Annotated in this window: 16 protein-coding genes; 7 read left to right on the forward strand and 9 right to left on the reverse strand. The window is 72.7% G+C overall.

Annotation, left to right across the window (positions count from 1 at the left end):
- Positions 1-137 precede the first annotated feature (137 nt).
- Entirely contained in the window at positions 138-953 is an 816-nt protein-coding gene (locus tag ACGF5O_RS26670) for a hypothetical protein (protein ID WP_362597034.1), read from the forward strand.
- Between the two features lie 35 nt (positions 954-988).
- Entirely contained in the window at positions 989-1,300 is a 312-nt protein-coding gene (locus ACGF5O_RS26675; RefSeq protein WP_046730425.1) for a hypothetical protein, read from the forward strand.
- Positions 1,301-1,387: 87 nt separating this feature from the next.
- Here the strand turns inward: ACGF5O_RS26675 and ACGF5O_RS26680 are convergent, their stop codons facing one another.
- The 3 genes from ACGF5O_RS26680 to ACGF5O_RS26690 form a co-directional block, all read right to left on the reverse strand.
- Entirely contained in the window at positions 1,388-5,929 is a 4,542-nt protein-coding gene (locus ACGF5O_RS26680) for an FtsK/SpoIIIE domain-containing protein (protein WP_393812391.1), read from the reverse strand.
- Positions 5,930-6,090: 161 nt separating this feature from the next.
- Positions 6,091-7,269 carry a hypothetical protein gene (locus ACGF5O_RS26685; RefSeq protein ID WP_393812392.1) on the reverse strand — a complete coding sequence of 393 codons (1,179 nt, stop codon included), beginning with the start codon at positions 7,267-7,269 and terminating at the stop codon, positions 6,091-6,093.
- Positions 7,266-7,838 (reverse strand): sigma-70 family RNA polymerase sigma factor, encoded by a 573-nt coding sequence (locus ACGF5O_RS26690; protein WP_393812393.1) that lies wholly within the window; start codon positions 7,836-7,838, stop codon positions 7,266-7,268. Before ACGF5O_RS26690 ends, ACGF5O_RS26685 begins: the two co-directional genes overlap by 4 nt.
- A gap of 295 nt (positions 7,839-8,133) precedes the next feature.
- On the opposite strand from ACGF5O_RS26690, the gene ACGF5O_RS26695 reads away from it, so the two are divergent.
- Positions 8,134-9,108: a ricin-type beta-trefoil lectin domain protein gene (locus tag ACGF5O_RS26695; RefSeq protein ID WP_393812394.1), complete on the forward strand. Its 975-nt coding sequence runs from the start codon at positions 8,134-8,136 to the stop codon at positions 9,106-9,108.
- 10 nt (positions 9,109-9,118) lie between these two features.
- On the opposite strand, the gene ACGF5O_RS26700 is transcribed toward ACGF5O_RS26695, so the two are convergent.
- Positions 9,119-9,781, reverse strand: coding sequence for a polysaccharide lyase family 7 protein (locus tag ACGF5O_RS26700; protein WP_393812395.1), 663 nt, complete (start codon positions 9,779-9,781; stop codon positions 9,119-9,121).
- A 242-nt stretch (positions 9,782-10,023) separates the two neighbouring features.
- On the opposite strand from ACGF5O_RS26700, the gene ACGF5O_RS26705 reads away from it, so the two are divergent.
- On the forward strand, positions 10,024-12,333 hold the full coding sequence (locus ACGF5O_RS26705) for a Tat pathway signal sequence domain protein (RefSeq protein WP_393812707.1): 2,310 nt from the start codon (positions 10,024-10,026) through the stop codon (positions 12,331-12,333).
- A 34-nt stretch (positions 12,334-12,367) separates the two neighbouring features.
- Entirely contained in the window at positions 12,368-14,287 is a 1,920-nt protein-coding gene (locus tag ACGF5O_RS26710; RefSeq protein ID WP_393812396.1) for a glycoside hydrolase family 97 catalytic domain-containing protein, read from the forward strand.
- On the opposite strand, the gene ACGF5O_RS26715 is transcribed toward ACGF5O_RS26710, so the two are convergent.
- Genes ACGF5O_RS26715 through ACGF5O_RS26725 form a run of 3 tightly spaced genes read right to left on the reverse strand, consistent with a single transcriptional unit; the run spans position 14,278 to position 17,964 of the window.
- Entirely contained in the window at positions 14,278-15,192 is a 915-nt protein-coding gene (locus ACGF5O_RS26715) for a squalene/phytoene synthase family protein (protein WP_393812397.1), read from the reverse strand. The two genes, ACGF5O_RS26710 and ACGF5O_RS26715, sit on opposite strands and share 10 nt — an antisense overlap.
- A gap of 51 nt (positions 15,193-15,243) precedes the next feature.
- A complete protein-coding gene (locus ACGF5O_RS26720) occupies positions 15,244-16,206 on the reverse strand; it encodes an alpha/beta fold hydrolase (RefSeq protein ID WP_393812398.1) in 963 nt (320 codons plus the stop codon).
- Between the two features lie 30 nt (positions 16,207-16,236).
- Complete coding sequence (locus ACGF5O_RS26725) at positions 16,237-17,964, reverse strand: MFS transporter (RefSeq protein ID WP_393812399.1); 1,728 nt, start codon at positions 17,962-17,964, stop codon at positions 16,237-16,239.
- A gap of 236 nt (positions 17,965-18,200) precedes the next feature.
- Here ACGF5O_RS26725 and ACGF5O_RS26730 point away from each other — a divergent pair, with 236 nt between their 5' ends.
- Together ACGF5O_RS26730 and ACGF5O_RS26735 are read left to right on the forward strand one after the other, a co-directional pair.
- A complete protein-coding gene (locus ACGF5O_RS26730) occupies positions 18,201-19,136 on the forward strand; it encodes a LysR family transcriptional regulator (protein ID WP_393812400.1) in 936 nt (311 codons plus the stop codon).
- A 124-nt stretch (positions 19,137-19,260) separates the two neighbouring features.
- Positions 19,261-20,013, forward strand: coding sequence for a YoaK family protein (locus ACGF5O_RS26735; protein ID WP_393812401.1), 753 nt, complete (start codon positions 19,261-19,263; stop codon positions 20,011-20,013).
- Positions 20,014-20,039: 26 nt separating this feature from the next.
- Here ACGF5O_RS26735 and ACGF5O_RS26740 read toward each other — a convergent pair whose 3' ends face one another.
- Entirely contained in the window at positions 20,040-21,500 is a 1,461-nt protein-coding gene (locus ACGF5O_RS26740; protein WP_393812402.1) for an aldehyde dehydrogenase family protein, read from the reverse strand.
- A gap of 47 nt (positions 21,501-21,547) precedes the next feature.
- Entirely contained in the window at positions 21,548-23,074 is a 1,527-nt protein-coding gene (locus ACGF5O_RS26745) for an APC family permease (protein WP_393812403.1), read from the reverse strand.
- Between the last annotated feature and the right edge of the window lie 321 nt (positions 23,075-23,395).

A 23,395-nucleotide genomic window follows, 5' to 3' on the forward strand; every position in this document is an offset into this window, starting at 1 on the left:
GTCGACTCCCCAACTGACCACGCCACAGCCATCCATGCGGTTCACGTGACCTGGGTTACAGCCGCCGTACCGGGTGAACCGGCGGGGCGCGTGCGGCGTGGTCCAACTGACCGGAGTCACGACTGGGAGGCCCACGCATGGCCGATGGCCTGAAAATCGAATACAACGTGCTCAACGACGCCAAACGGGACCTGGAGAACCTGGCCGGCGACATCGGTCCGCTTCTCGACAACAGCACGTTCTCCCGGCTGGGCCAGACGGACTACGACGGATACACCTCCGGCGAGGCCCTGACGGTCCTCGGCGACCAGTCCCTGGCCGACGCGCTCTCGGGCTTCTACTCCAACGCCAGCAGCACCATGTCCCACGCGGACAAGGGCCTCAAGGAACTGGCGGGCGCCTTCGGCTCGGTGGGCGAGGCGTTCCTGTCGTTCGACTCCGAACTCGCCCAGGGCATGGGCATCACAGGCAGCAACCTCGGCCTGCAGAACTACTTCCGGGACAAGGAACTGTGGGACTACAAGCAGTCCCACCTCGACCAGTGCGTGCCGGGCCCTGACGGCACGATGCCGGACTTCTGCTCCGCCACCGACCCCGGCGACCCGCCGCTGGACCAGACGATCACCACCGACCGCGGCAGCGTCCACACGCATCTCACGCTCGACGACCAGCACCACGTGATCAAGGAGGAGTCGACCGTCACCTACGACGGCAAGACGTACACCTCGGTCACCAACTACTCCAGCGACGGCAACCACTACACCACGGACACCTCGTACCCGGACGGCAGCACCGTGCACTCGGAGACCAACCTCAACTCCGACGGCAGCGGCACGATGGTGACCACCGGCAGTGACGGCGACACCACCCAGTACACCCGTGGTCCCAAGGACGCCAACGGCAACCAGCCGGACTGGCAGCAGGTGGGTGGCACCACCGATGACGACGACTGACGACTGACGACCCAACAGGAACGGACAGGAACCCCATGGCCAGCTACAACGGCATCAACCTCGACTACCACAAGATCGAGGAGGTCGTGAGCCTGCTGCACGACGCCCACGAGAACCTGCTGCCGGTGCTCAGCAACCTGCGCAACCGGGTCAACACCCTCGTCGACGACGGCATGGTCTTCCAGCAGTCCAGCGAGGTCATCCGCACGACCTACAACAACTTCGACACCAGCCTGCTGGCCGCCGTGAAGGGCATCAACGACTTCTCCGAGATGTTCAACGGCATCAAGGAGAACGCCATCCAGTTCGACCAGGGCATCAGCAGCAGCCTGCAGAACAACTCGTAACACCCGTAATACCCGTAATACCCGTACGCCAGAAGGGGCCTTCCCGGGAAGTCCGGGAAGGCCCCTTCTCGTGCCGTGCGGCGGGGGTCAGGCCCGCAGCGGGGTGAGCGGCACCTGGAGGGCGAGCAGCCCACCACCCGGACCGGCCGTCCACGCCCGGCCCGGGTGCGTCGTCGCCCGGACCACGCTCGGCATCAGCCGTACGCCGACCAGGTCGCCCTCGGTGAGGTTCTTCGGCGCCAGCAGCAGCCCGCGCCGGGCCCGCCGGGCCGCGAGCGTCCAGCCGCTCATCCCGCTCTGGAAGCCCTCCGCCGAAGCCGCGTAGACCAGACCCAGGCCCCGGTCGCGGCCCGAGACGGCGATCTCCTTGAGGAGCTTGTCCGCCGCCGAGCCGGTGAGCAGGTCGGCGTCGTCGATCACCACCGCCTTCGGCCCCGGCAGCGCGTCGAGCGCCGCCTGCACGGTGTCCGCCGACGGGTCGTTCTCGGTGAGCACGGTGGCCGTGGCATGCCGCTCCAGGGCACGCAGCGGCGACTCGCGCGGGGTGAGCACGACCAGCGAGGTACCGCCGGCCAGCAGGGACACCGCGATCGACGCGAGGGCGTTGCTGCGCCCCGACCCGGCCGGGCCGAACACGCCGAACGCCGAGGCGGAACCCGCCAGGTCCGTGCCGACGGGGCCGCCCTCGTCGCCGCCGACGCCGAGCAGTCCCCACATCGGCCGCCGGTCGCTCCGCGCGACCTTCTCGTAGGCCTCGGCGAACTCCACCGAGCGCGGCAGCACCGCGACCTGGAACGGCCGCCGGGCGTCCGGGACCTGCGCGTCCCGCTTGCGGGCGGCCTCGCCGATCGCGCGCAGCGCCTCCGCCTGCTCGGTGCCGCCGCCGGCCGCCAGCTGCGCCACCTGGGTCTCGGTGCCGCTGAGGACGTGCCAGCCCCGGCCCGGCGGGATGTCGGCGGGGATCTTGTTCGGCATCATGCCGACCGCCTGGTAGTCGCTGCGGTCGCCCTGCCGCAGCAGCAGCTTGTGGTCGTTGTGCGCGGCCATCCGCCCGCCCAGCAGGGAGCGTTCGGAGGTCGCGACGACATGGATGCCGGCGGCGGCACCCTCGCGGATGAGCCGGGTCACCTCCTGCACCAGCTGGCCGTGGTCATGCTCGTCGATGATGACCGAGAGCGAGTCCCAGCCGTCGATGAACAGCATGATGTGCGCGGGCCGCTGGGCCTTCGGCAGCAGCTTGCGCAGCTCGGCGATGCCGGTCGCGCTGTGCGTCTGCGCCAGGTCCTGCCGCTCGGTCAGTTCCCGGTTCAGGCGGTGCAGCATCCGGCCCAGCCGCTCCAGGTCGTGCCGGGAGACCACGCCACCGCAGTGCGGCAGCGCACCGAGCGCGGTGAGCCCGCCGCCGCCCGCGTCGATGCCGTAGATGTGCACGTCGGCGGTGCTCGCCGCGCGCGCCGCCGACCCGGCGATGGTCCGCAGCACCTGGGTACGGCCCGAGCGCGGGGCGCCGATCACGTACAGGTGCCCGAAGGTGGCCAGGTCGGCCACGGCGACGCGGCGCTGCTGGAGCTGCGGCACGTCCTCCAGGGCGTACGGGATCACCAGCCGGCCCTCGCGGGTGGCGCCGAGCTCGTCCAGGTCGTCCAGGGTCAGCTCGCGCCGGAGCGGGGGCAGCCAGGGGCTGGGCTGCGGGGTGAAGTCGTCCAGCAGGTCGGCCGCGGTGCGGATCTCCTCGACGAGCACCTGGAGGTCGGTCGGGGCCGGGCCCTGCGCGGCGGCGGTGGTCACCGTCCGCGTGTCGGCGGGGAGTTCGGCGGGGCGGCCGAGCGCGTCCCAGCCCACGTCCACCGCGCGCACCGGCTTGCGGGGACCTGCCTCCGGCTCGGCCGCGGCGGCGGGGGTCTCCCGGGGCCGCTCGGCGCCCACCCAGGCGGTCTGGAACGGGTCGGCCCGCTTCGGCCCGCGCCGGACCAGGGCCCGCCCGGGGGTGCCGGAGGAGATGTCGACGGCGTCCTTGACGTCGATGATGTCCTGGCTCTCGGTCATGTCGGTGACCCGCAGCGCGATCCGCAGGTTGGTGTTGGCGCGGATGTCACCGGTGACCACACCGGCCGGGCGCTGCGTGGCCAGGATCAGGTGGATGCCGAGCGAACGGCCGCGCTGCGCGATGCTGATCAACCCGGGCACGAAGTCCGGGACTTCACGGACCAGGGTGGCGAACTCGTCGATCACCAGCAGCAGTCGGGGCAGCGGGGCCAGCGACGGATCGGCGGCCCGCTTGGCCCGGTACTCCGGGTGGTCCTTGGCGTCGGCTGCGGCCAGCACCTGCTCCCGGCGCCGCAGTTCGGCACCGAGCGACTCCAGGGCCCGCTCCACGAGGTGGGCGTCGAGGTCGGTGACCATGCCGAGGGTGTGCGGCAGGCCGGCGCACTCCTTGAACGCGCTGCCGCCCTTGTAGTCGACCAGCACGAAGGTGAGTTCGTCGGGCCGGTTGGCGGCGGCCAGGGAGGCCACGAACGTCTGCAGCAGCTCCGACTTGCCGGAACCCGTCGTACCGGCGACCAGGCCGTGCGGGCCGTCCTGCACCAGGTCCAGGGAGAGCGGCCCGTCGAAGCCGGTGCCGATGAGGAAGGACGTGGAGGCGGGGTCGGCCTGCCAGCGGTTCAGCAGGGCCTGCGCGTTGGGCGGCTCCTGGTCGAGGAGGTCCAACAGCCGCACCCGCTGCGGCAGTCCGGCGTCGTGCTCGGGGCTGACGTCCCGGATCGGGGCCAGCGCGCGGGCCAGCTGCTCGCACCACTCGGGGGAGACCCGGTCGGCGCGCACCGCGGGCAGGTCCGGCGCACCGGGCCGCCGTACGGTCAGCCGGCCGTCGGCGGCGAGCACGACACCCGTGCTCTCCTCGGGCAGCAGCCGCTCCTGCTCGTCCAGGCAGATGCTGAAGATCCGCACCTGTGGCCCTTCCTTCAGCACCTGCACCATGCCGGGCACGTCCCGCAGCCGCCGTGCCCCGTCCGCGATCACCAGCACGTCGGGATCGGCGAAGACCACGTCCCGTTCGTTGCCGGCCTGCCGGCGGCGCGACTGCACCTGGGAGACCAGCTCGCTGATCCGGGCGGACGTGGACTCCGGGTCGTTGCCGATCAGCACCACGGGACCACCGGCCGTACCGGGCCGCAGATGCGGCAGCCAGCGCGTCCACGCCCAGTCCGCGACCCGGTCCGGCTCGGTCAGCACGACGATCCGCAGGTCGCGCGGGCTGTGCAGGACACCGGCCTGCGCCACCAGCCAGCGGGCCAGCGGCTGCACCTCGGCGGCCGGACCCGCGACGCCCACCACGCCGTGCGCGGTGATGTCGACGCCGATCGGCGTGTCGGGGATGTTCCAGCGGATCGAGCGGTGGTTCTCGTCCCGCGCCGGATCCTCCAGCTCCCGCACCGACGGCTGGTCCACCGTGCCCAGGCGCAGCACCAGATGGTCCGGGTCACGGCGCCGCCGCTCCCAGAGCCGGCCGCCGGGACCGGTCGCGATCAGGGCCACCGACGCCGGGTCAGGGCCGGTCTTGTCCCGGACCCGCCGCTCGCCCACCACCGCGTCCCGGACCTGCTCCTCCAGGACGTCACGGCGCCGCTCGTAGGCCGCCTCCGACTCCAGGAACTGCTTGCGGGCGGCCCGCCGGCCGGTCGCCCAGTTCGACAGCATCATCATCGGGCTGAGGAACAGGAACACCAGGAAGTAGTACGACTTGAAGATGCTGACCATGAACAGGCCGAGGACGATCGGGGAGATCATCATCACGGTCGGGAACGGCCGCTTCTGCGGCGGCGACGGCGGCTGCGGCAGCCGGACCCGCTCGGCGTCCAGGTGCGGGGCGATCCGCGGCGGCCGGTTGTAGTCCACGCCGTAGCCGTCGGCGGATTCTGTGACGGCGGCGTCCGGCTCCACCGGCCCGGTCATCCGCAGCAGTACCGGACCCACCGTCAGGTCCTCACCGGCCGGCCACGGCACCGGGCCGGGACCCGCCGGGCGTTCGCGGGGCGGCTGCGGGCGGGGGCGGCGCAGCTGGGTGATGGCGTCGTCGGGCGGCGGCGAGGCGAGCCGGGCCCGCACGGCGGCCTCGGGGTCGCTGTCGATGCGCTGCCAGGCCGCGGTGCCGTCCGCGCCGACGGTCACCCACAGCCCGTTCTCCGGCACGCCGTCGGCGGCGTCCAGGCGCAGGGCGCACAGCGGGTCGGTGCCGATCTCGTGGCTGCCGGGGCCGAGCCGCCAGGTGCGCCCGGCGCCGGGCCCGGAGACGAGGTGTACCTCGGCGAGGACCCCGTCCCGCCCGTCGTGGTCCTGGATCCGGACCAGGTCGGCCGGGCGGGCCGGGCCGCCGAGCCCGACAAGACCGCCGTCCCGGATCCCGCTGCCGGACACCGGCGCGCCGGGATCGAGCCGGTGGTCACCGGCGTAGAGGTTCCGGGCCCGCGGCGCACCGGCCGCCGCCCAGTCCGCGCCGCCGGTCGCGGCGGCCTCGTCCTGGCTCAGGGCGGCGGCGAGATCGCCGACGGTGGCGTTCGAGGGCAGCCGGACCTGGTGGTCGCGGCGCTGTCCGTCCGTGGCGTCCACGGTGGTGATGGTGAGGTTCACGGCTCCCAGCCGGGCATTCGTTCGTACGGGAAGGGGACGGGTACGGCGGTCGGGGGGCACACCCGCCGACGGGTACGGCGGCTACGGGACACGACCGCCGACGGTTAAGGCGGCTCCGGGACGCGCCCGCCGACGGATTCGGCGGTCACGGCGTCATGGCGTCACGGCGCCTGGGGCGAGGTCGCGGAGACCCCGGCCGCCTCGGAGGTGCTCGGTTCCGCGAAGTCGTCGTCGCTCTCGGAGGCCGCGGCCCGAACGGGCACCGGCACGGCGGCCGGCTCGGGCACGGCGGCCGGCCGGGTCGCGGAGACCCCGGTCGGCCCGGCGGCGGGGGCCGCGCCCGCGTCGAGGTCCGGCTCGTGCGGCAGCAGGTCGGGGTCGGCCGCGGACACGGCGTCCGCCGGACCCGCGGGCTCGTCGTGCGGGAGTTCCGGGCCCGGCGGCAGCGCGGCCAGCGTCCGGGCCACGGCCCGCGACAGCGGCAGCACGTCGACCCGGGCCGCGGCGGGGGCGCCGTGCACCGTGAGCACCGCGTCCGGGGCGATCTCCAGCAGCCGGGCCCGGCCCCGGGCCACGCCCAGGCTCAGCAGCCGGACACCGGACGGCAGCGGGTGTTCCAAGGGGTCGGCGCAGACCGCGACCTCGATGCCGGGCTGCCCGACGGCCGCCGCGGCCGGCATCCCCGGGTGCCGCGGGTGCACCCCGGCGGCGATGGCGACCCGGCCCTCCGGCAGCCGGGCGTCCAGCTGCGCGGCGAGTGCCTGGAGCACCGCGCGGGCCGAACGGGCGGCGCGCGACGGGCCGTACACGGACAGCGCGGGCGGTCCGGAACGCACGTCGAGCAGCACGGCGTGGCCCATGTCGTGGCCCACGCACACCAGCAGTGGCACGGCGGACTCCACGCCGTCGTCCGTCAGGTCGGCACGGTCGATCCACCACAGCCGCGGGTCGCTCTCGTCCGCCGCCCAGGGCTCCGGCGGCTCGCGCAGCGCGTCGCCGTCCGCCGCGACCAGCACGGCCATCCACTCCGGGCCCGCCAGCACGCCGTAGGGCCGGACCCCGGGCCGGACGGCCGCGGCCAGCGCCGTGGCGCGCTCGGCGTCGGCCCAGACGGCCGGGTCGCGCAGCAGCCGCACCAGCAGGCGCAGACCGCGCCGGTAGCGCAGCTCCGTGCGGACCGGGCCGGTGAACGCCTTCACGGTCAGGCCGATCTCGCGCCCGAGCCGGCGCCACAGGGCCTTCCAGCCGCCGCCGCGCCGGACCAGCCAGTGTGTGACGGCGAGGACCAGCACCAGGACGCCGACGAGGCCGAGCAGGGTGGTGATGGTGTCGGAGGTCATGAGGTCGTCTCTCCCCGGAGATGCTCGGTCCCGGCCGGGCGGCAGCCGTGTGCGTCGAGGGTGGCGCGCAGCGCGCGGATGCCGTGATGGGTACGGGACTTGACCGTGCCCGGGGGCAGCCCGAGCTGGCGGGCCACTTCGGCGCCGGGCTGGCCCAGCAGATGGACGCGGGCGACGGCCTCCCGGTGCGCGGGAGCGAGCGTGCGCAGGGCGGAGACCAGCACCCGCCGGTCACCGACCTGTTCGGCGTGGTCGGGCACCGGTGCGGGGGCGGCGCCGCCGAAGTCCGCCGCCGTGATCCCCACCGGGATGCTCCGGTCCCGGCGCCGGCCGTCGACCACGAGGTTGCGGGCCACCCGGAACAGCCACATCCGGATGGGCCGGTCCCGCCAGTCCAGCCGGCCGGCCGACTGCCAGGCCCGCAACAGGGTCTCCTGGACGACGTCCTCCGCGCCGTGGGGATCGCGCCCCATCATGCCGGTCACGAAGCGGCGCAGGCTGTCGCGCTCCGCGAGGAGGAGGCCGAGCGTCCGGTCCGCGCTGTCGGCGTGGTCATGGTCGAGGCTCACGGCCTCCGCCTTCCGGTGTCGGTGGTGCTGTTGTGCTGTCCTGCCGTGTTGCTCTGTGTCACTGCGCATCGTGTCAGGCACGAACGCTAGCGCGAATAAGCCCAGTTCCCGAAGTCGCACCCGTCCGCTACTTAACAGATTTGTCACAGACAACTCCGCTTAGGTGTACGGAAGGTGACGTTCGGCCGGATCTTCGTCAACGGGTGGGCGGATCAGTGCCGTGCCGTGGTTACTGTTCCTGTGCCCCACCTGTTCCGGGCGTTCCGAGACCCTCGCCAGACCTTCAGGAGACGACGTGCCGCCCCTTCGCAAACCCCGGCCCCCGGCGGAACGGCCCGGTACCCCGGCGGGACGTTTCAGCGACACCTTCGCCCGCCGTCCCGCCATGCCCCGCCGCGGGCTGGTGCCGGGCGCGCGGGTGTGGGCGACCGTCGGCGCTGCGGCCGGGCTCACCGTCGTCGTGGCCCTCGCCGTACCGCTGCTGAGCCGGGTGGACCTCTTCCCCGACCCGGACACCACCCCGGCCTCCGTGGTGGCGGCGGGGGAGCCGACGCCGCTGTCCGCCACCGGGGAGTCCGGGTCCCCGTCGCCGTCCTCGTCCCCGACGCCCTCGCACACCCCCTCCCACAAGACCGGCAAGACCACCTCCGGCGGTTCCGGGGCGGCCGGCGGCACGGGCACCGGTTCGACCGGTCAGCAGTCGGGAGGCGGCTCCGCCGGCTCCGGTTCGGACTCGGGCTCGGGCTCGGGTTCGGACTCGGGTTCGGACTCGAACTCCGGCTCCACGTCGTCCGGTTCGAAGTCCGGCGGCTCCAAGTCCTCCTCGTCGGGCACGTCCTCGTCCGGCGGCTCCGCGTCGGGAAGCAGCGGTACGAAGGCCCCCACCGTCCCCGGCGTGAAGCTCGTCGGCACCGGATCCGGCCGGTGCATAGACGTCACCGGCGCGGGCGGGGACGGCACCCGGCTGGAGATCCTGGACTGCTCGGGCGCCGCCAAGCAGAAGTGGGTCTTCCAGTCCGACGGCACCATCCGCTCGCTCGGCCTGTGCATGGACCTGGCCTGGGGCAACACCGCCAACGGCACCGCGATCCAGGTCGCCCGGTGCAGCGGCAACCGCGCCCAGCTGTTCTACCTCAGCGCGCAGGGCGACCTGGTCAGCGCCCTGGCCGACAAGTGCGTCGACGCCACCGACAACGCCACGGCCAACGGCACCAAGCTCCAGCTGTGGACCTGCTCCGGCACACCCAACCAGAAGTGGCACAAGAGCTGACCTCGGCCGGTCATCTGGTCCAGTAGCGGAGGTTGCGGAAGCGGGCCTCCGCACGGCCTGAACCGTGGTTGTAGACGCCGTTCTTGAAGTAGCGGGTCGCCGGGCCCCGGTCGTCGACGGTCAGGGCGAGGGAGTCGTCCAGGTAGACCTTGACGGTCCCGGTCCCGGTGCTCGCCTGATGGGCGATCTTGACGTTGAACCAGGTGTCGTACGCGTCCGTCCTGAGCACCGTGCCGTCGTAGCGCCGCACGGTGCCGCCGCCGGTGTCGTAGACGTCGAGCATGATGTCCGTGGCCGGGGTGCCCGAGGGGTGGACGCTCCGCAGGATCTGCACGAAGGTCGCGCCGTCGGTGCCGGACGGCAGATAGACGTCGGCGTCCCACATGTGGTCGCCCGTGCTGTAGTCGACCTTCCAGCGCATCTCCGTGCGCGGGTCGGTGTCGCTGCCCTCCTCGAACGGCTCGTCGGTGGCGTACACCCACATCCGCTCGACGCCACCGCTGGAGCTGTGCCGGTCGCTCAGATCGAGGTTCCAGGGCTTCTGCCAGCCGTAGGTGAACGAGGTCTGGGTCCACCCGTCGGTCGGGGCCGTGGCCGCGGCGGCCACGGCATCGGTCAGCGGAAGGGCGACCAAGGCTCCGGTGCCGGCTCGTAAGAAGGATCTCCGGTTCATCGACTGTCCTTTCCCGTGGAGGAGTCGCGAGAGAGTGACGCGACCGCAGGCAACTCCAATACATCGGAGGAGTCAAGGACCTGGGTAAAGGTTATTGATGTGAACGCTGAGCTCAAGCCCATCTGACGACCCAACTCGGCGTGATCGTTGCCGTGTTGGGGATATTGACAGGTGCAAGCCGGGTCCCTAGGTTCCGCGATACACCCGATGTATCGATGATCCGTCAGGCCTGGAGGACGATGATGACCTCGCACCCGGAGCAACGTTCGCAGGTACCCCGCAGAGCCGTGCTCGGCACCGCCCTCGGCGGAGCGGCGGCCGTGACCCTGCCCGGAACCGCCCACGCGACGTCTGCGGAACCGGCCGCCCAGGGAGCCCGCCACCCCTGGAAGCTGCGCGACACCATGACCACCGACGGCGCATGGGACCGATTCCTGCGCGGCCAGGACCTGCTGTGGAGCAGGCTGCCGACCCTCTGGTACGAGGGGCCGTTCCTCGGCGACGGGCTGCTCGGCAGCATGATCTACCAGGAGCCGGGCGCCAACCAGATCCGGCTGACCGTCCAGCACGGCCGGGTCCAGGACCACCGCCCGGAGTTCGGCAGCGGCTGGGGCACCGCCCGGCTGCCCGTCGGACACCTCACCCTCGAACCGGCCGGCACCATCACCGCCGTCGACTGGCGCCTCAGCCTGTGGAACGCCGAACTCACCGGCACCGTCACCACCACCGCCGGCACCCTCACCCTCGCCGCCCTCATCCACGACGAGGTCCTCGCCGTCCGCGCCACCGCCGCCGGCGGCGAGCGCGTCACCTGGACCTTCCACCCCGAGGAGGCCATCAGCCCCCGCAAGATCCAGGAGGCACCGCCGGCCGGCTACACCGCCAACCCGCCCTGGACCACCGGGACCACGGCCGACGGCACCGAGCAGGTCCTCCAACCTCTCACCGGCGGCGGCCAGACGGCCACCTCCTACCGCCGCAGCGGCGACGACCTGCTGCTGAGCGTCGGGCACAGCTTCCCCTCGGACAGCGCCGCCGAGGCGGACTCCCGGCGGCACCTGCGGAGTGCTATGTCATACAGCACACTCAGGCGCCGCCACACCCGCTGGTGGCACGCCTTCTACCGCAAGAGCTTCGTCTCGTTCCCCGACCAGCGCCTGCAGAGCTTCCACTGGATCCAGCTCTACAAGGTCGCCTCCGCCAGCCGCGCCGACGGCCCGGTCATGGCCACCTCCGGGCCCTGGCTGGAACCCACCCCCTGGCCCGCCGTCTGGTGGAACCTCAACGTCCAGCTCGAGTACTGGCTGATCCACGCCTTCAACCACCCGGAACTGGACTCCCTCGCGACCACCCTGCGCCAGAACCAGGAACAGCTCACCGCCAACGTGCCCGCCGCCTACCGCACGGACAGCTCCGGCATCGGCCGCAGCTCCGACATGTTCACCAACCGCGAGGTGGGACGCCCCGGCACCGGCGCCGAGACCGGCGACCTCACCTGGGCCCTGCACAACGTGTGGCTGTCCTACCGCCACTCCATGGACAGGTCCCTGCTGCGCGACACGATCTACCCGCTGCTGCGCCGCACGATCAACTACTACTGGCACTTCCTCACCCCGGGCAGCGACGGCAGACTGCACCTGCCGAGCACGCTCTCGCCCGAGTACCCGGTCGTCCCGCCGCAGGACACCAACTACGACCTCGCCCTGATCCGCTGGGGCTGCCAGACCCTCCTCGACTCCGCCGAACTGCTCGGCGTCGACGACGAGTTGAAGCCACGCTGGCAGGAGATACTGACCCGCCTCACCCCGTACCCGGTCGATGCCAACGGCTTCATGATCGGCGGCGACACCCCGTACGACCAGTCCCACCGCCACTACTCGCACCTGCTGATGGTGTACCCGCTGTACCTCGTCAACTGGGACCAGCCCGAGAACCGCGACCTGATCACGAAGTCCGTGGTCCGCTGGCACGCGCTGACCGGAGCCCACCGCGGCTACAGCTACACCGGGGCCGCCTCGATGTATGCGATGACCGGCGACGGCGACACCGCCATCGGCTACCTGCGGAAGTTCTTCGACCCCACGACCCGCTACCCCTGCCGGGCCAACACCCACTACACCGAGGCCGGTCCGGTCATCGAGACCCCGCTGTCCGCCTCGCAGTCCCTGCACGACATGTTCTGCCAGAGCTGGGGCGGGATCATCCGCGTCTTCCCCGCCGTCCCGACCGCCTGGGCCGACCTCACCCTGCACGACTTCCGCACCCAGGGCGCCTTCCTGGTCAGCGCGGTACGGAAGGCCGGCAGCACCCGCTTCATCCGGATCCGCAGCCTGGCCGGCGAGCCGCTCAGGCTCCGGCACGGCCTGACCGGCCGGCTCACCGTCCTGCTCGACGACGGCACCCCGGCCCGCACCCACGACCTCGGCGACGGCACCCTCGCCATCGACCTGCCCCGCGACCGCGAGGTCCTCGTGTACTCCGGCTCCCGCCCCGACCTCGTCATCGCCCCCGTCGCCGTCAGCGAACCGGGCGCGGCGTGGGGACTGCCGTAACCACCGACCCCACCGACCGGAAGGCAGCGTTCTCATGGCCGTTCCCCGCACCAGAACCATGGCCGCCGCGCTCTGTACCGGGCTGGCGGCCACCCTCCTCGCCACCGCGACCGGGCCCGCACGGGCCGAGCAGCCGAAGCCGCACACCTGGACCGTGACCGAGGCGGCGCACGCGCCCCGCGCCCGGATAGCCCTCGACGACACCACCGGCACCCTCAGCCTCTCGGTCACCCGCGAAGGCCGTACGGTCATCGAGCCGTCGCCCGTCGGCATCCTCACCCAACAGGCCGACCTCTCCCAGGGGTTGCGCTTCCTGCACCGCAAGGACCGCACGGTCGAGGAGCACTACCGGGCGAAGTCCGGCAAGCGCCTGGACCGCCGGGTACGCATGAACGAGACCCGGCTGTCCTTCGCCACCGCCGCCGGCGCCCGCCTCGACCTCGTGGTGCGCGCCGCCGCCGACGGCATCGCCTACCGGTACGTCCTGCCCGCCGGGTACGGCGACGTCCTCGGCGAGACCTCCGCGTTCAACCTGCCGGCGGACGCGGGCGCCTGGCTCAGCACCTACCGGGTCGACAACGAGGGCCAGTTCAACCAGTACACCGCCGCGACCGCCCCCACCGGCGAGTACTCGGACCAGGCCCTCTTCGCCACCGACGGCGGGTACACACTGCTCGCCGAGTCCGACCTCACCAGCGGCTACTCCGGCGCCCGGCTCGCCCACACCCAGGGCACCGGCACCTACCGCGTCCGGCTCGCCGACAGCCAGGTGCACACCGACGGGTCCCTGACCACCCCCTGGCGGGCGATGATCACCGGCGACCTCGCCACCGTCACCCGGTCCACCTTCACCGACGACCTCGCCCCCGCCTCCAAGGTCGCCGACACCTCCTGGATCCGCCCCGGCACCGTGCTCTGGACCTGGCTGGCCGGCGGCCGCACCGCGGGCCAGAGCCTCGACGCGCAGAAGGCGTACGTCGACTACGCGGCCGAGCGGCACTGGCCCTACGAGGCCGTCGACGCAGGCTGGTACTTCAAGACCGACGCCTGGGACACCACCGACCCCGACTGGCAGACCGACAGCTGGATGCCTCAACTCGTCGACTACGCACGGGCCAAGGGCGTCGGGATCGTCGTCTGGATCCACCAGCGCGACCTCGACACACCCGAGGAACGCGCCCAGTGGCTGCCCACCCTGGAACGCTGGGGCGTCAAGGGCGTCAAGATCGACTTCATGAACTCCGAGGCCCAGTCCATGCTCCAGTGGTACGACGCCATCCTCCCGGAGACCGCCGCGCACCACCTCATGGTCGACTTCCACGGCGCCACGCTGCCCAAGGGCATCCAGCGCACCTGGCCCCAGGTGATGAGCATGGAGGCCGTCGGCGGCGAGGAGAAGCGCACCAACACCGCCGCCCACCTCACGACCCTGCCCTTCACCCGCAACGTCATCGGCTCCATGGACTTCACCCCCGGCGGCTTCCAGCGCGTCGGGATGCGCCCGAACTCGGACGCGGCCGAGGTCGGGCTCACCGTCGCCTACGAGTCGGGGCTCCAGATGTTCGCGGGCACCCCCGAGTCGTACGACCAACGGCCCCTGGCCCGGGCCTTCCTCGACCAGGAGCCCGCCGCCTGGGACGACACCCGGCTGCTGGCCGGCAGCCCCGGACAGGAGGCCGTGCTCGCCCGCCGCAGCGGGGACCGCTGGTTCCTCGGCGGGGTCTACGCCGGTGCCGCCCACACCGCCACCGTGCCCCTGACCGTCGGCCCGGGCCGGTGGCTGGTGCAGACGATCAAGGATGGCACCGATGGCGCCGACGGCGCCGACGGCCTCGTCCAGGACAGTCAAGTCGTGCGCGCCGGTGCCGAGTTGAGCATCGACGTCGTCGACAACGGCGGCTTCGCCGGGATCGCCTGCCGCTGGCACCCGGGCATCACCACCTGCTACCGCTGAGCGCGCACCGCCGCCCGGCGGGCACCGAGCAACAGCCTGAGGGTGCCCGCCGTGGACGGTGACGCCGAACCCCGCAGCACGCCCGTGCCGCGGGCCAGTACCGCCTCGGCGGTCATCAGCTCGATCTCGACGAGGGCGCTCACCATCGGCCGGTGCGGCGCCGGCATGAGGGGCAGCACCTCCCGCCCCGACCGCAGATCGGTCCGGGCCGTCTCGACCTCGTGCTCCACCAGGGAGCGCAGCCCGGCGGAGGCCCGGCCCGCTTCCAGGTCCTCCACCGTGACCGAGAAACGCTTCAAGGTCTCCGCCGGGATGCCCAGATGCCCCTCCCGCAGGTCCTCGGCGAGGTCGTTGACGAAGTCCAGCCGCTGGCTGCCGTCGATGAGGGTGCGGCAACCCGCCCGGAACCGCCCGTCGGTGTCGCTCTCGGGCCCCAGCGGCCCGGCGATCGGCAGGAAGGCGGGCAGCGAGTAGGCGTCCACATAGGCCTGGTAGTCGGTCTCGGTGGCGAAGCCCTCGAACGCCAACTCCGCGGCGGCGGTGGCCAGATACGACTCCACGGCCGCCCGGTGCCGCGGGTACGCGGAGACGGTGTGCAGCAGGGTGCGGATCAGCGGATCGTCACTGGTCCCGGTCTCCAGCGCGGCGCGCACCCGCCGTTCCCAGGCGGCCCAGGCCACCGCCCGCTCCGGCTTCGGGCCGCTGTCCAGGAGAGTGTCCCCGTGGTGCATCACGGCGGTCGCGGCCACCACATGGGGCAGCACGGCGGGCGGCAGCAGCACCCGGCAGGCCAGGTAGGCGCTGCGCCGGTACTGCCGCACCGCCCGCCGCTGGACGCCGTAGTCCAGGCGCAGTTCCGGGTCCGTGATGCCCGCCGCGGTCAGGGTCTTGTTCCACGCGCTCACGAGAAGATCGTAGAGGTACGTCCGGACCGCCGGGCCCGGCCCCCGAGGGGCTCAGGAAAGGGACTTGAGGAAGTCCAGCAGCGCCGCGTTCACCTCGTCCGGCCGCTCCTGCTGGGTCCAGTGCCCGCAACCCGCCAGCTCCAGCGGCTCGCGCACCAGGTTGGGCATCAACTCGGGCAGCCGGGCGATGAGTTCGGGTGTGCCGGGGAACGCCGGGACCAGGTCGCGGTCGCCGTAGACGTACAGCGCGGGCGGGGTGACGACGGCGCCCTGCCAGGGGGCGGTCAGTTCCCAGTTGCGATCGAGGTTGCGATACCAGTTGAGGGCCCCGGTGAAGCCGTGGGCGAAACTCTCGGTGAGCGCGTCGAGGTCCGCATCGGTGAACCACCGCGGCAGGATCTCCGGATCCGGCATGTCCGCGAGCCAGCCGCGCTCGGGGTCGACCAGGGGCTGCCGGATCTCACCGGTGCCCGCGCCCTCCCCGGACGCCATGGTGAAGAACTTCCGCAGCGTGGTGCGCGGGTCGCGGCCGAACTCGGCGTCGGCGACACCCGGGCGGTCGAAGTAGTTCCAGTAGAAGCGCCCGCCGAACCTCCGGTCCATCGTCTCCAGCGGCGGCTGCGCACCGCGGAACGGCGGCGGCACGCTCAGCCCGGCCACCCCGCGCACCAGGTCGGGGCGGAACAGCGCGGTGTGCCAGGCGACCGGCGCGCCCCAGTCGTGCCCGACGACGAACGCCCGCTCCTCACCCAGCTCCCGGATCAGCCCGACGACGTCACCGACCAGGTGGAAGATGCTGTACGCCTCGACGTCCGCCGGATGGTCACTGCTGCCGTACCCGCGCTGGTCGGGGGCGACCACGTGGTAGCCGGCCGCGGCCAGCGGGCCGAACTGGTGCTGCCAGGAGTGCCAGGACTCGGGGAAGCCGTGCAGCAGCACGACCAGCGGGCCGGAACCCTCCTCGGCGATGTGCAGCCGGATCCCGTTCACGTCGACCATTCGATGCTGAACCATGTGCACGAGCGTACGCGCAACGATCTTCGGCTACCCGTCCTGACCGGCTCCGGCTCCGGCTCCGGAGGCGGGGGAACCGGAGGCCGGGGAGACGTCCGGAGCCGGCGGACGCGCGGGAGGCCGGTGGCCCCGCCCGGCGGCGACGGCGGCGTCGAAGGCGTGCGTCGCTTCGGGCGTGGTGCCCGGCAGCAGGAACGACCGGGCCCGCTCCTCGAAGCGCCGGTCGGTCACGGTCTGGCGGGTGTGGTGCTGGGCGAGGTGCTCCGCCCAGGACCCGACGAGGTAGTTCTCGATGAACCGGCCGGGCTCGGTGGCGTCCTCGTAAAGCCCCCAGGTGAGCGCCCCGGTACGGCGCCGGGAGCGGGCCACGTTCTCCATCGCCCCGGCGAAGGCCACCCGGTCGTCGGGGGAGACGTGGTAGACGACCGAGACGAGGACCGGACCGTCGGCCGGTCCCGGCTCGTAGACCAGGGGCGGGGTCGGCCAGTGGTCGGACGGCGTCGGGTCTATCCGCGCGGCGTCGTACAGCGGCCACAGCGGGACGGTGGCGGCGGTGACCACGAGCAGCCCCGCCGCCACGAGCAGGGCCGTGCCGAGCCCCGCGCCCTGGGCCAGCCCGCCCCAGAGCGGGGCCGCGAGGGCCTGGCCGCCCTGGAAGACCAGCAGGTAGACGGCGAGCCCGCGGGCCCGCACCCAGCCGGGCAGCCGGGTCTGGGTCGCGGCGTTCAGCGTGGACAGGACCGCGATCCAGGCCACCCCGGCGGGCAGCAGCGCGACCACGACCACCCACGTGACGTGGACCGTGGCAAGGACGGCCAGGACCGCGCCGAAGACGACGGCACCGGCGGCCAGGACACCGTTGGCGCCGAGCAGCCGCTGCAGCCGGGGCAGCAGGAACGCGCCGCCCACCGCACCGAACCCGACGGCGGCCAGCAGCAGACCGTATCCGCCGGAGCCCAGGTGCAGCGAGTCGCCGGCGACCAGCGGCAGCAGCGACCACACGGCGGCGGCCCCCGGGATGAACAGCGCGGTGCGCAGCAGCACGCGCCGGACCCCGGGCGCGTTCCACACGTAACGGCGGGCCGCGTACAGGGCGGTGAAGAAGCCCTCGCCCTCGGCGGCCGGGACGGACGCGCCCGCCGGACGCTTCCACAGCAGCAGTACGGCCGCGATGCCCAGGTAGGACAGCGCGTTGAAGGCGAACGTCCACCCCGCGCCGGCCGCCGCGACCAGCACACCGCCGACGGCCGGTCCGATGGCGCGGGCCAGGTTCATGTTGACCGCGCCCAGCGCGGAGGCCTGGCCGAGCTGGGCGCGCCCCACGAGTTCGGGCTGGATCGCCTGCCAGGCCGGGCCCATCAGGGCGGTGCCGCAGCCCAGCAGGAACGTCAGCGCGAGCAGCGCACCCGGGGCCAGCGCGCCGGCGAAGGCCAGCACGGCGAGGACCGCCGCCACCGCGCACATGGCGACCTGGGCGACGACGAGCAGGCCGCGCCGGTCGAACCGGTCGGCGAGCACTCCCGACGGCAGCGCCAGCAGCACGACCGGCAGGCTGGACGCGGTCTGCACGAGCGTGACCAGAGTCGCCCCGTGGCCGAGCAGCAGCCACTGCGCGCCGACCGTCTGCATCCAGGTGCCGGTGTTCGAGACGAACTGCGCGATCCACAGGGCCCGGAACACCGGCAGCGCCAGCGGCGCCCAGGCCGAACCGGGCGTCGGGGAACCACCGCCGACGTCGTCCTTCGTGGTGACTGCCATGCCGCCGCTCCCCGAGAGGTGGATGCCGGGCCGGACACCCCGGTCCCCGCCTTCCCCGCTGTTCCCAAGCGGCTTTCTTACGCGCCGGACCCGCACCCCCGCAAGCCGAGGCCGCGCCCCGGGACGGATCTGCCGGCCGGGATCTGCCAGGCTGGATCTGCCAGGCTGGATCTGTCGGCCTGGATCTGCCAGGCGGATCGATTGACCGGAATCCAGCGGCGGGAGAGATTGACGCCATGGAGCTGCGGCATCTGAAGTACTTCCTGGCGGTCGCGGAGACCCGCAACTTCACCCAGGCCGCGGCCCGCTGCTACGTGGCCCAGTCCGCGCTGAGCCAGCAGATCGCCCGGCTGGAGAACGACGTCGGCGCCCCGCTGTTCCACCGCACGAGCCGGTCGGTACGGCTGACCGCCGCCGGTGAGCTGCTGGAACCGCTGGCCCGGCGCATCCTGGCGGACGTCGACAACGCCCGGGCCGCCCTCGACGCCCTCGCCGGGCTGCGCCGGGGCCGGCTGCGGCTGGGCCTGGTGCAGTCGACGGTCGTGTCCGTCGACATGGTCGAGGTGGTGGCCGAGTACCGCGCCCGCCACCCCGGCATCGACCTGCGGGTGTCCAACGCGCCCAGCATCCGGATGGCCGCCGCGGTCCTCGCCGGCACCCTCGATGTCGCGGTGGTCAGCATGGCCGCCCGGGAGGTGCCGGAGGGCCTGGACCACCGGGTGCTCGGCAGCGCCCCGCTGGTCGCCGTCGTGCCCCGGGAGCACGCCCTCGCCGACCGGGAGGCCGTCGACCTCGCCGACCTGCGGGACAGCCACCCGCTGATCCAGTTCTCCCGCGGCAGCGGGCTGCGCCGGCAGGTCGAGGCGGCCTTCGCCCGGGCCGGCGTGGAGGCGGGCCAGGACTTCGAGGTCGGACTGATCCACGACATGATCCGGCTCGCCGTACGCGGAGTGGGCGTCACCGTCGTCCCCCGCTCCTCCGTCGTCGGCCCCGGTTCCCTGCTCGGCCTCGACACCGCCGACGAACTGCCCCGCGGCGCCCGGATGCTGCGTCTCGTGGACGAGGAGGCCATGCACCACAGCTGCGTGGTCTACGACGGCACCCGCCTGACGCCGGCCGCCGCGGCCTTCCTCGACGTGATCGACCTGCAGTTCGGCGGCCGATCGGGCTGAGCGATCGGTGCGAGCGATCGGTGCGACCGGATCCATATGTTGGACTGCACGACCGGACCGGCCGGACGCTGGACGGGACGCACCCCACCGGGCGCGTCGCCGCTCCCGACCCGAAGGGACCACCATGCCGATCATGGACGCGGTCCGGCCCCTGGCAAGAGACGTGCGGGCCACCGTGCTGCCCGACCCGGCCGACCGCCACGGCCCGCTGCCGCCGGTGATGCTCGCCCTCACCGTGGTCACCGGCCTCGTGGACTCCTTCAGCTACCTGACGCTCGGCCATGTCTTCGTCGCCAACATGACCGGCAACGTCGTCTTCTCCGGCTTCGCGCTGGCGGGCGCCGCCGGCTTCTCCCTGGCCGCCTCGCTGGCCGCGCTCGCCGCCTTCGCGGCGGGCGCCCTGCTGGGCGGCCGGACCGCCCACCGGCGCCGGGCCCACCGGGGCCGCGTCCTGCACCTGGCGCTCGTCCTGGAGACCGTCCTGGTCCTGGCGGCCTACGCCGTCGCCCGGTACCAGGCCCCGCTGCACGCGGCCGGAACCCGCTACCCGCTGATCGCCCTCCTCGGCCTCGCCATGGGCATCCAGAACGCGACCGCCCGCGCACTCGCCGTGCCGGACCTGACCACCACCGTCCTGACCATGACCATCACCGGCCTCGCCGCCGACAGCAGGGCCGCCGGCGGCCCCGGAGGGAAGAGCGGCCGCCGCGCCCTGTCGGTCCTGGCGATGTTCGCCGGAGCCCTCGTCGGCACCTTCGCCGTCCGCCACGGCGACCCCTCCCTGCCGCTGCTGCTCGCCACCGTCCTCCTTGTCGGCTGCACCCTGAACGCGTTCACCCTGACCCGCTCGGACGCGAGCTGGACCGACCCGCTGTGACCCGGGCCGGCCGGCTCCCGCCGTGCTCAGAACGGGTAGTGCGCCCGCTGGGTCGCGAGGGTCACCCAGCGCGTGTTGGAGAACGCCTCGATGCCCCACCGGCCGCCGAACCGGCCGTACCCGGAGGCCTTGATCCCGCCGAAGGGGGCATGCGGCTCGTCGGCCACGGACTGGTCGTTGATGTGGACGATCCCGGTACGGACCCGGCGCGCGACCGCCAGCCCGTGCGTCGCGTTCTCGGTGATGATGCCGCAGGTCAGCCCGTTGTCCGTGTCGTTGGCGAGGGCGATCGCGGTGGCGTCGTCGGTGAACGTCTCGACGACGCCGAGCGGTCCGAAGGCCTCCGCGTAGTACAGCTCGGCGTCCTTGGGGACGTCGGCGAGGACGGTCGCCGGATGCACCGCGCCCTCCGGCCGTCCGCCCCCGGTGAGCACGGTGGCGCCCTTTGCGACGGCGTCTGCCACCAGCCCGGCCACGCGCTCCGCGGCGGAGGCGGTGACCAGCGGGCCCACCACTGTGCGCGGGTCGCCCGGATCACCGGCCGGGAGGGCGGCGACCTTGGCGCTGAGCTTGCGGGTGAACTCCTCGGCGAGCGAGTCGTGGACGAGGATGCGGTCGCCGGACATGCAGATCTGCCCGGAGTTCATGAACATGCTGAAGGTGACGGCGTCCACCGCGTAGTCCACGTCGGCGTCCGCGAGGACGAGTACCGCGTTCTTGCCGCCCAGCTCCAGCACCGCCGGCTTGAGGTGCCGTGCCGCGTGGGTGCCGATGATCCGCCCGACGCCGGTGGAGCCGGTGAAGTTCACCGCCCGTACCCGCGGGTCGGCGATCAGCGCCTCCGCGATGCCGGCCGCGTCCTCGGGGGCGTTGGTGACCACGTTCAGCACCCCGTCGGGCAGGCCGGCCTCGCGGAGCACGTCCGCGACCAGCAGCCCGCAGGCGATCGGCGCGTCCTCGCTGGGCTTGACGACGACCGTGTTGCCGGCCGCGAGCGGCGCCGCCACCGCCCGGACGCCGAGGATGACCGGGGCGTTCCACGGGGCGAACGCCGCCACCACCCCGAGCGGCTCCCGTACCGCGAGCCCCAGCGCGCCCTCCTCCTGGGCGCTGAGCACCTCACCCCGCGGCGCGGTGATCGCGGCCGCGGCCTCGCGCAGGATGTTCGCCGCGAGACCCACGTTGAAGCCGGCCCACGGCCGGGTGCCGCCGACCTCCTGGGCCATCAGGTCGGCGACCTGCTCCGCGCGTGACTCCAGCAGGTCGGCGGCCTTCAGAAAGATCGCGCGGCGGGCGAAGGGAGCGAGCGCGGCCCAGGCCTCGAAGGCCGCGTCGGCGGCGTCCACGGCGCGGGTCACGTCCTCGGGCCCGGCCGCGGCGACCGTGGCGTAGACCTCGCCGGTGTAGGGGGCGATGTCCTCGGTGGTACGGCCGGACAGTGCGGGGACGTCCTTGCCGCCGATCAGAAGTTCGCGAATGAGGGGCATGGGCGCAACCGTAGGCACCGCATGTTTATGGTTCAAGCATTCGCGCTCTACTTCTCGACGGCCGCCACCCGGGTGGGCCGCCCCAGCGCCCAGAACAGGACACCGAGGAGCATGAACCCGACGAGCGGGATCAGCTCCGTCAGCAGGTACTTCCCGCGCTCGGCGTGGGTCCAGCCGTCCGGCGCGTACTCGGCGCCGAACCAGTGGTCGCCGGCCCCGGGCGCGACCAGCTGCACGCTGGCGAAGAGGATCAGCAGGGTGAGGACCCCGCTGATGACCCAGGGGAACGGGGCCCGGTAGGGGCGGGGCGTGTCCGGGTACTTGCGGCGCAGGAACGGCAGCGCCGGGAAGATGCCCAGGTAGCTGACGAGGGTGGTCGACACGGCGAGGCCGAGGACCGCGCCGAAGAGCTTGGCCGCGCTGCCGTTGGTCAGCTGGTGGGCCAGGATCAGGACGCCGGTGGAGACCAGGCCGCTGAGGATGTTCACCCGGACCGGGGTGCCGAACCGGCTGGAGATCACGCCGAGGAAGCGGGGCGCGGCGCCGTCGTAGCCGGAGACGGCCAGGGCGCGGTCCGAGCCCATGATCCAGGTGACGCCGGAGGACAGCACCGTGAGGATGAACATGATCGCGGCGAGGTCGCCGAGCACGGTGCCGAAGCCGCTGAGCGTGGGCGTGCCGTCGGCGGCGACGTGCCCGCCGTACACCGTGAAGACCTGCCGGATCGCGTCCACGAAACCGCCGAGGCCGGTGATCGCCTTCACCGGCAGGACGAGCAGGATGCCGAGGATCGGCAGCGCGTAGAGGAGGACGGAGAGGACGGCGCTGCGGAAGATGCCGTAGGGGACGTCCTTCTGCGCGTTCGTCATCTCGTCGCCCGCCGTGTTGGGCAGCTCGAAACCGACGTAGTTGAACATCAGGACCGGTACCAGGCCGACGAATCCGGCGTAGGTCGGCGAGAAGTCGCCGATGCCGAAGCCGTGCAGACCGTGCTGGATCCCGTACACCACGACCGTGACGGTGAACAGGCCGAGCAGCACGAACCGGCTCCAGGCGCCGATGGTCGGGATCCACTTGCCGACGTCGAAGGAGAGGATCGCGGCGAGCACGCCCACCCAGACGAAGACGACGGTGAAGACGTAGAAGGCGGGGGTGCTCAGCTCCTTCCCGTCGTTGAAGAAGGTGGTGTACGCCGTGACGGCGGAGACCGCGAGGGTGCCGCCCAGCCACACCGGGTTGGTGATCCAGTACAGGAAGTTGTTGACGGCACCGGCCAGCCGCCCGAAGGCCCGGCTGGTCCAGATGTAGGGGCCGCCCTCGTCGGGGAAGGCCGCCCCGAGCTCGGCGATCAGCAGCGCGGACGGCACGAAGAACACCACGGCGAGCACGATCAGCCAGGTGAACGCCTCCGCCCCGGACGAGGCCACGGCACCGATGGTGTCCACCCCGACGATGGTGCACAGCAGGAAGAACAGGATGTCGAAGCGGCCGAAGTGCTTGCGCAGCTTCTGCCGCTCCGCCTGGGCGGCGGCCGGTGCGTCGACCGGTTCGGGTGCGAGTGGGGCAGCGGTCACCGGGAGCTCCAGCGTGCTCGGGAGGGGCGCGATTCGGCCATGGTCCACGGCCCCGCACAACCGCACAAGCGCTCGGACCCAAGTCGTGACCATCGCTCCCGGCACTCACAGCCGCCGGAAATCTCCCGGAAACCGAGGCCCGGGTCACCTGCTCCCGATATCTTGCCGCCTTCGCAGCCTGCCGACGGACCCGGGCGAGCCGGGGGGCGCCGGGCCGGATAGGACCGCGCGAGGTGCCGCTCCGGGTACCGCGCTGCCCGGACGGCTCGACGTTCGTTGAGGGGACTAGGGGACTAGGGGTCTAGGGGTCTAGGGGACTAG

The organism is Streptomyces sp. NPDC048291 (assembly GCF_043201715.1).
In the GTDB taxonomy this organism is placed as follows: domain Bacteria; phylum Actinomycetota; class Actinomycetes; order Streptomycetales; family Streptomycetaceae; genus Streptomyces.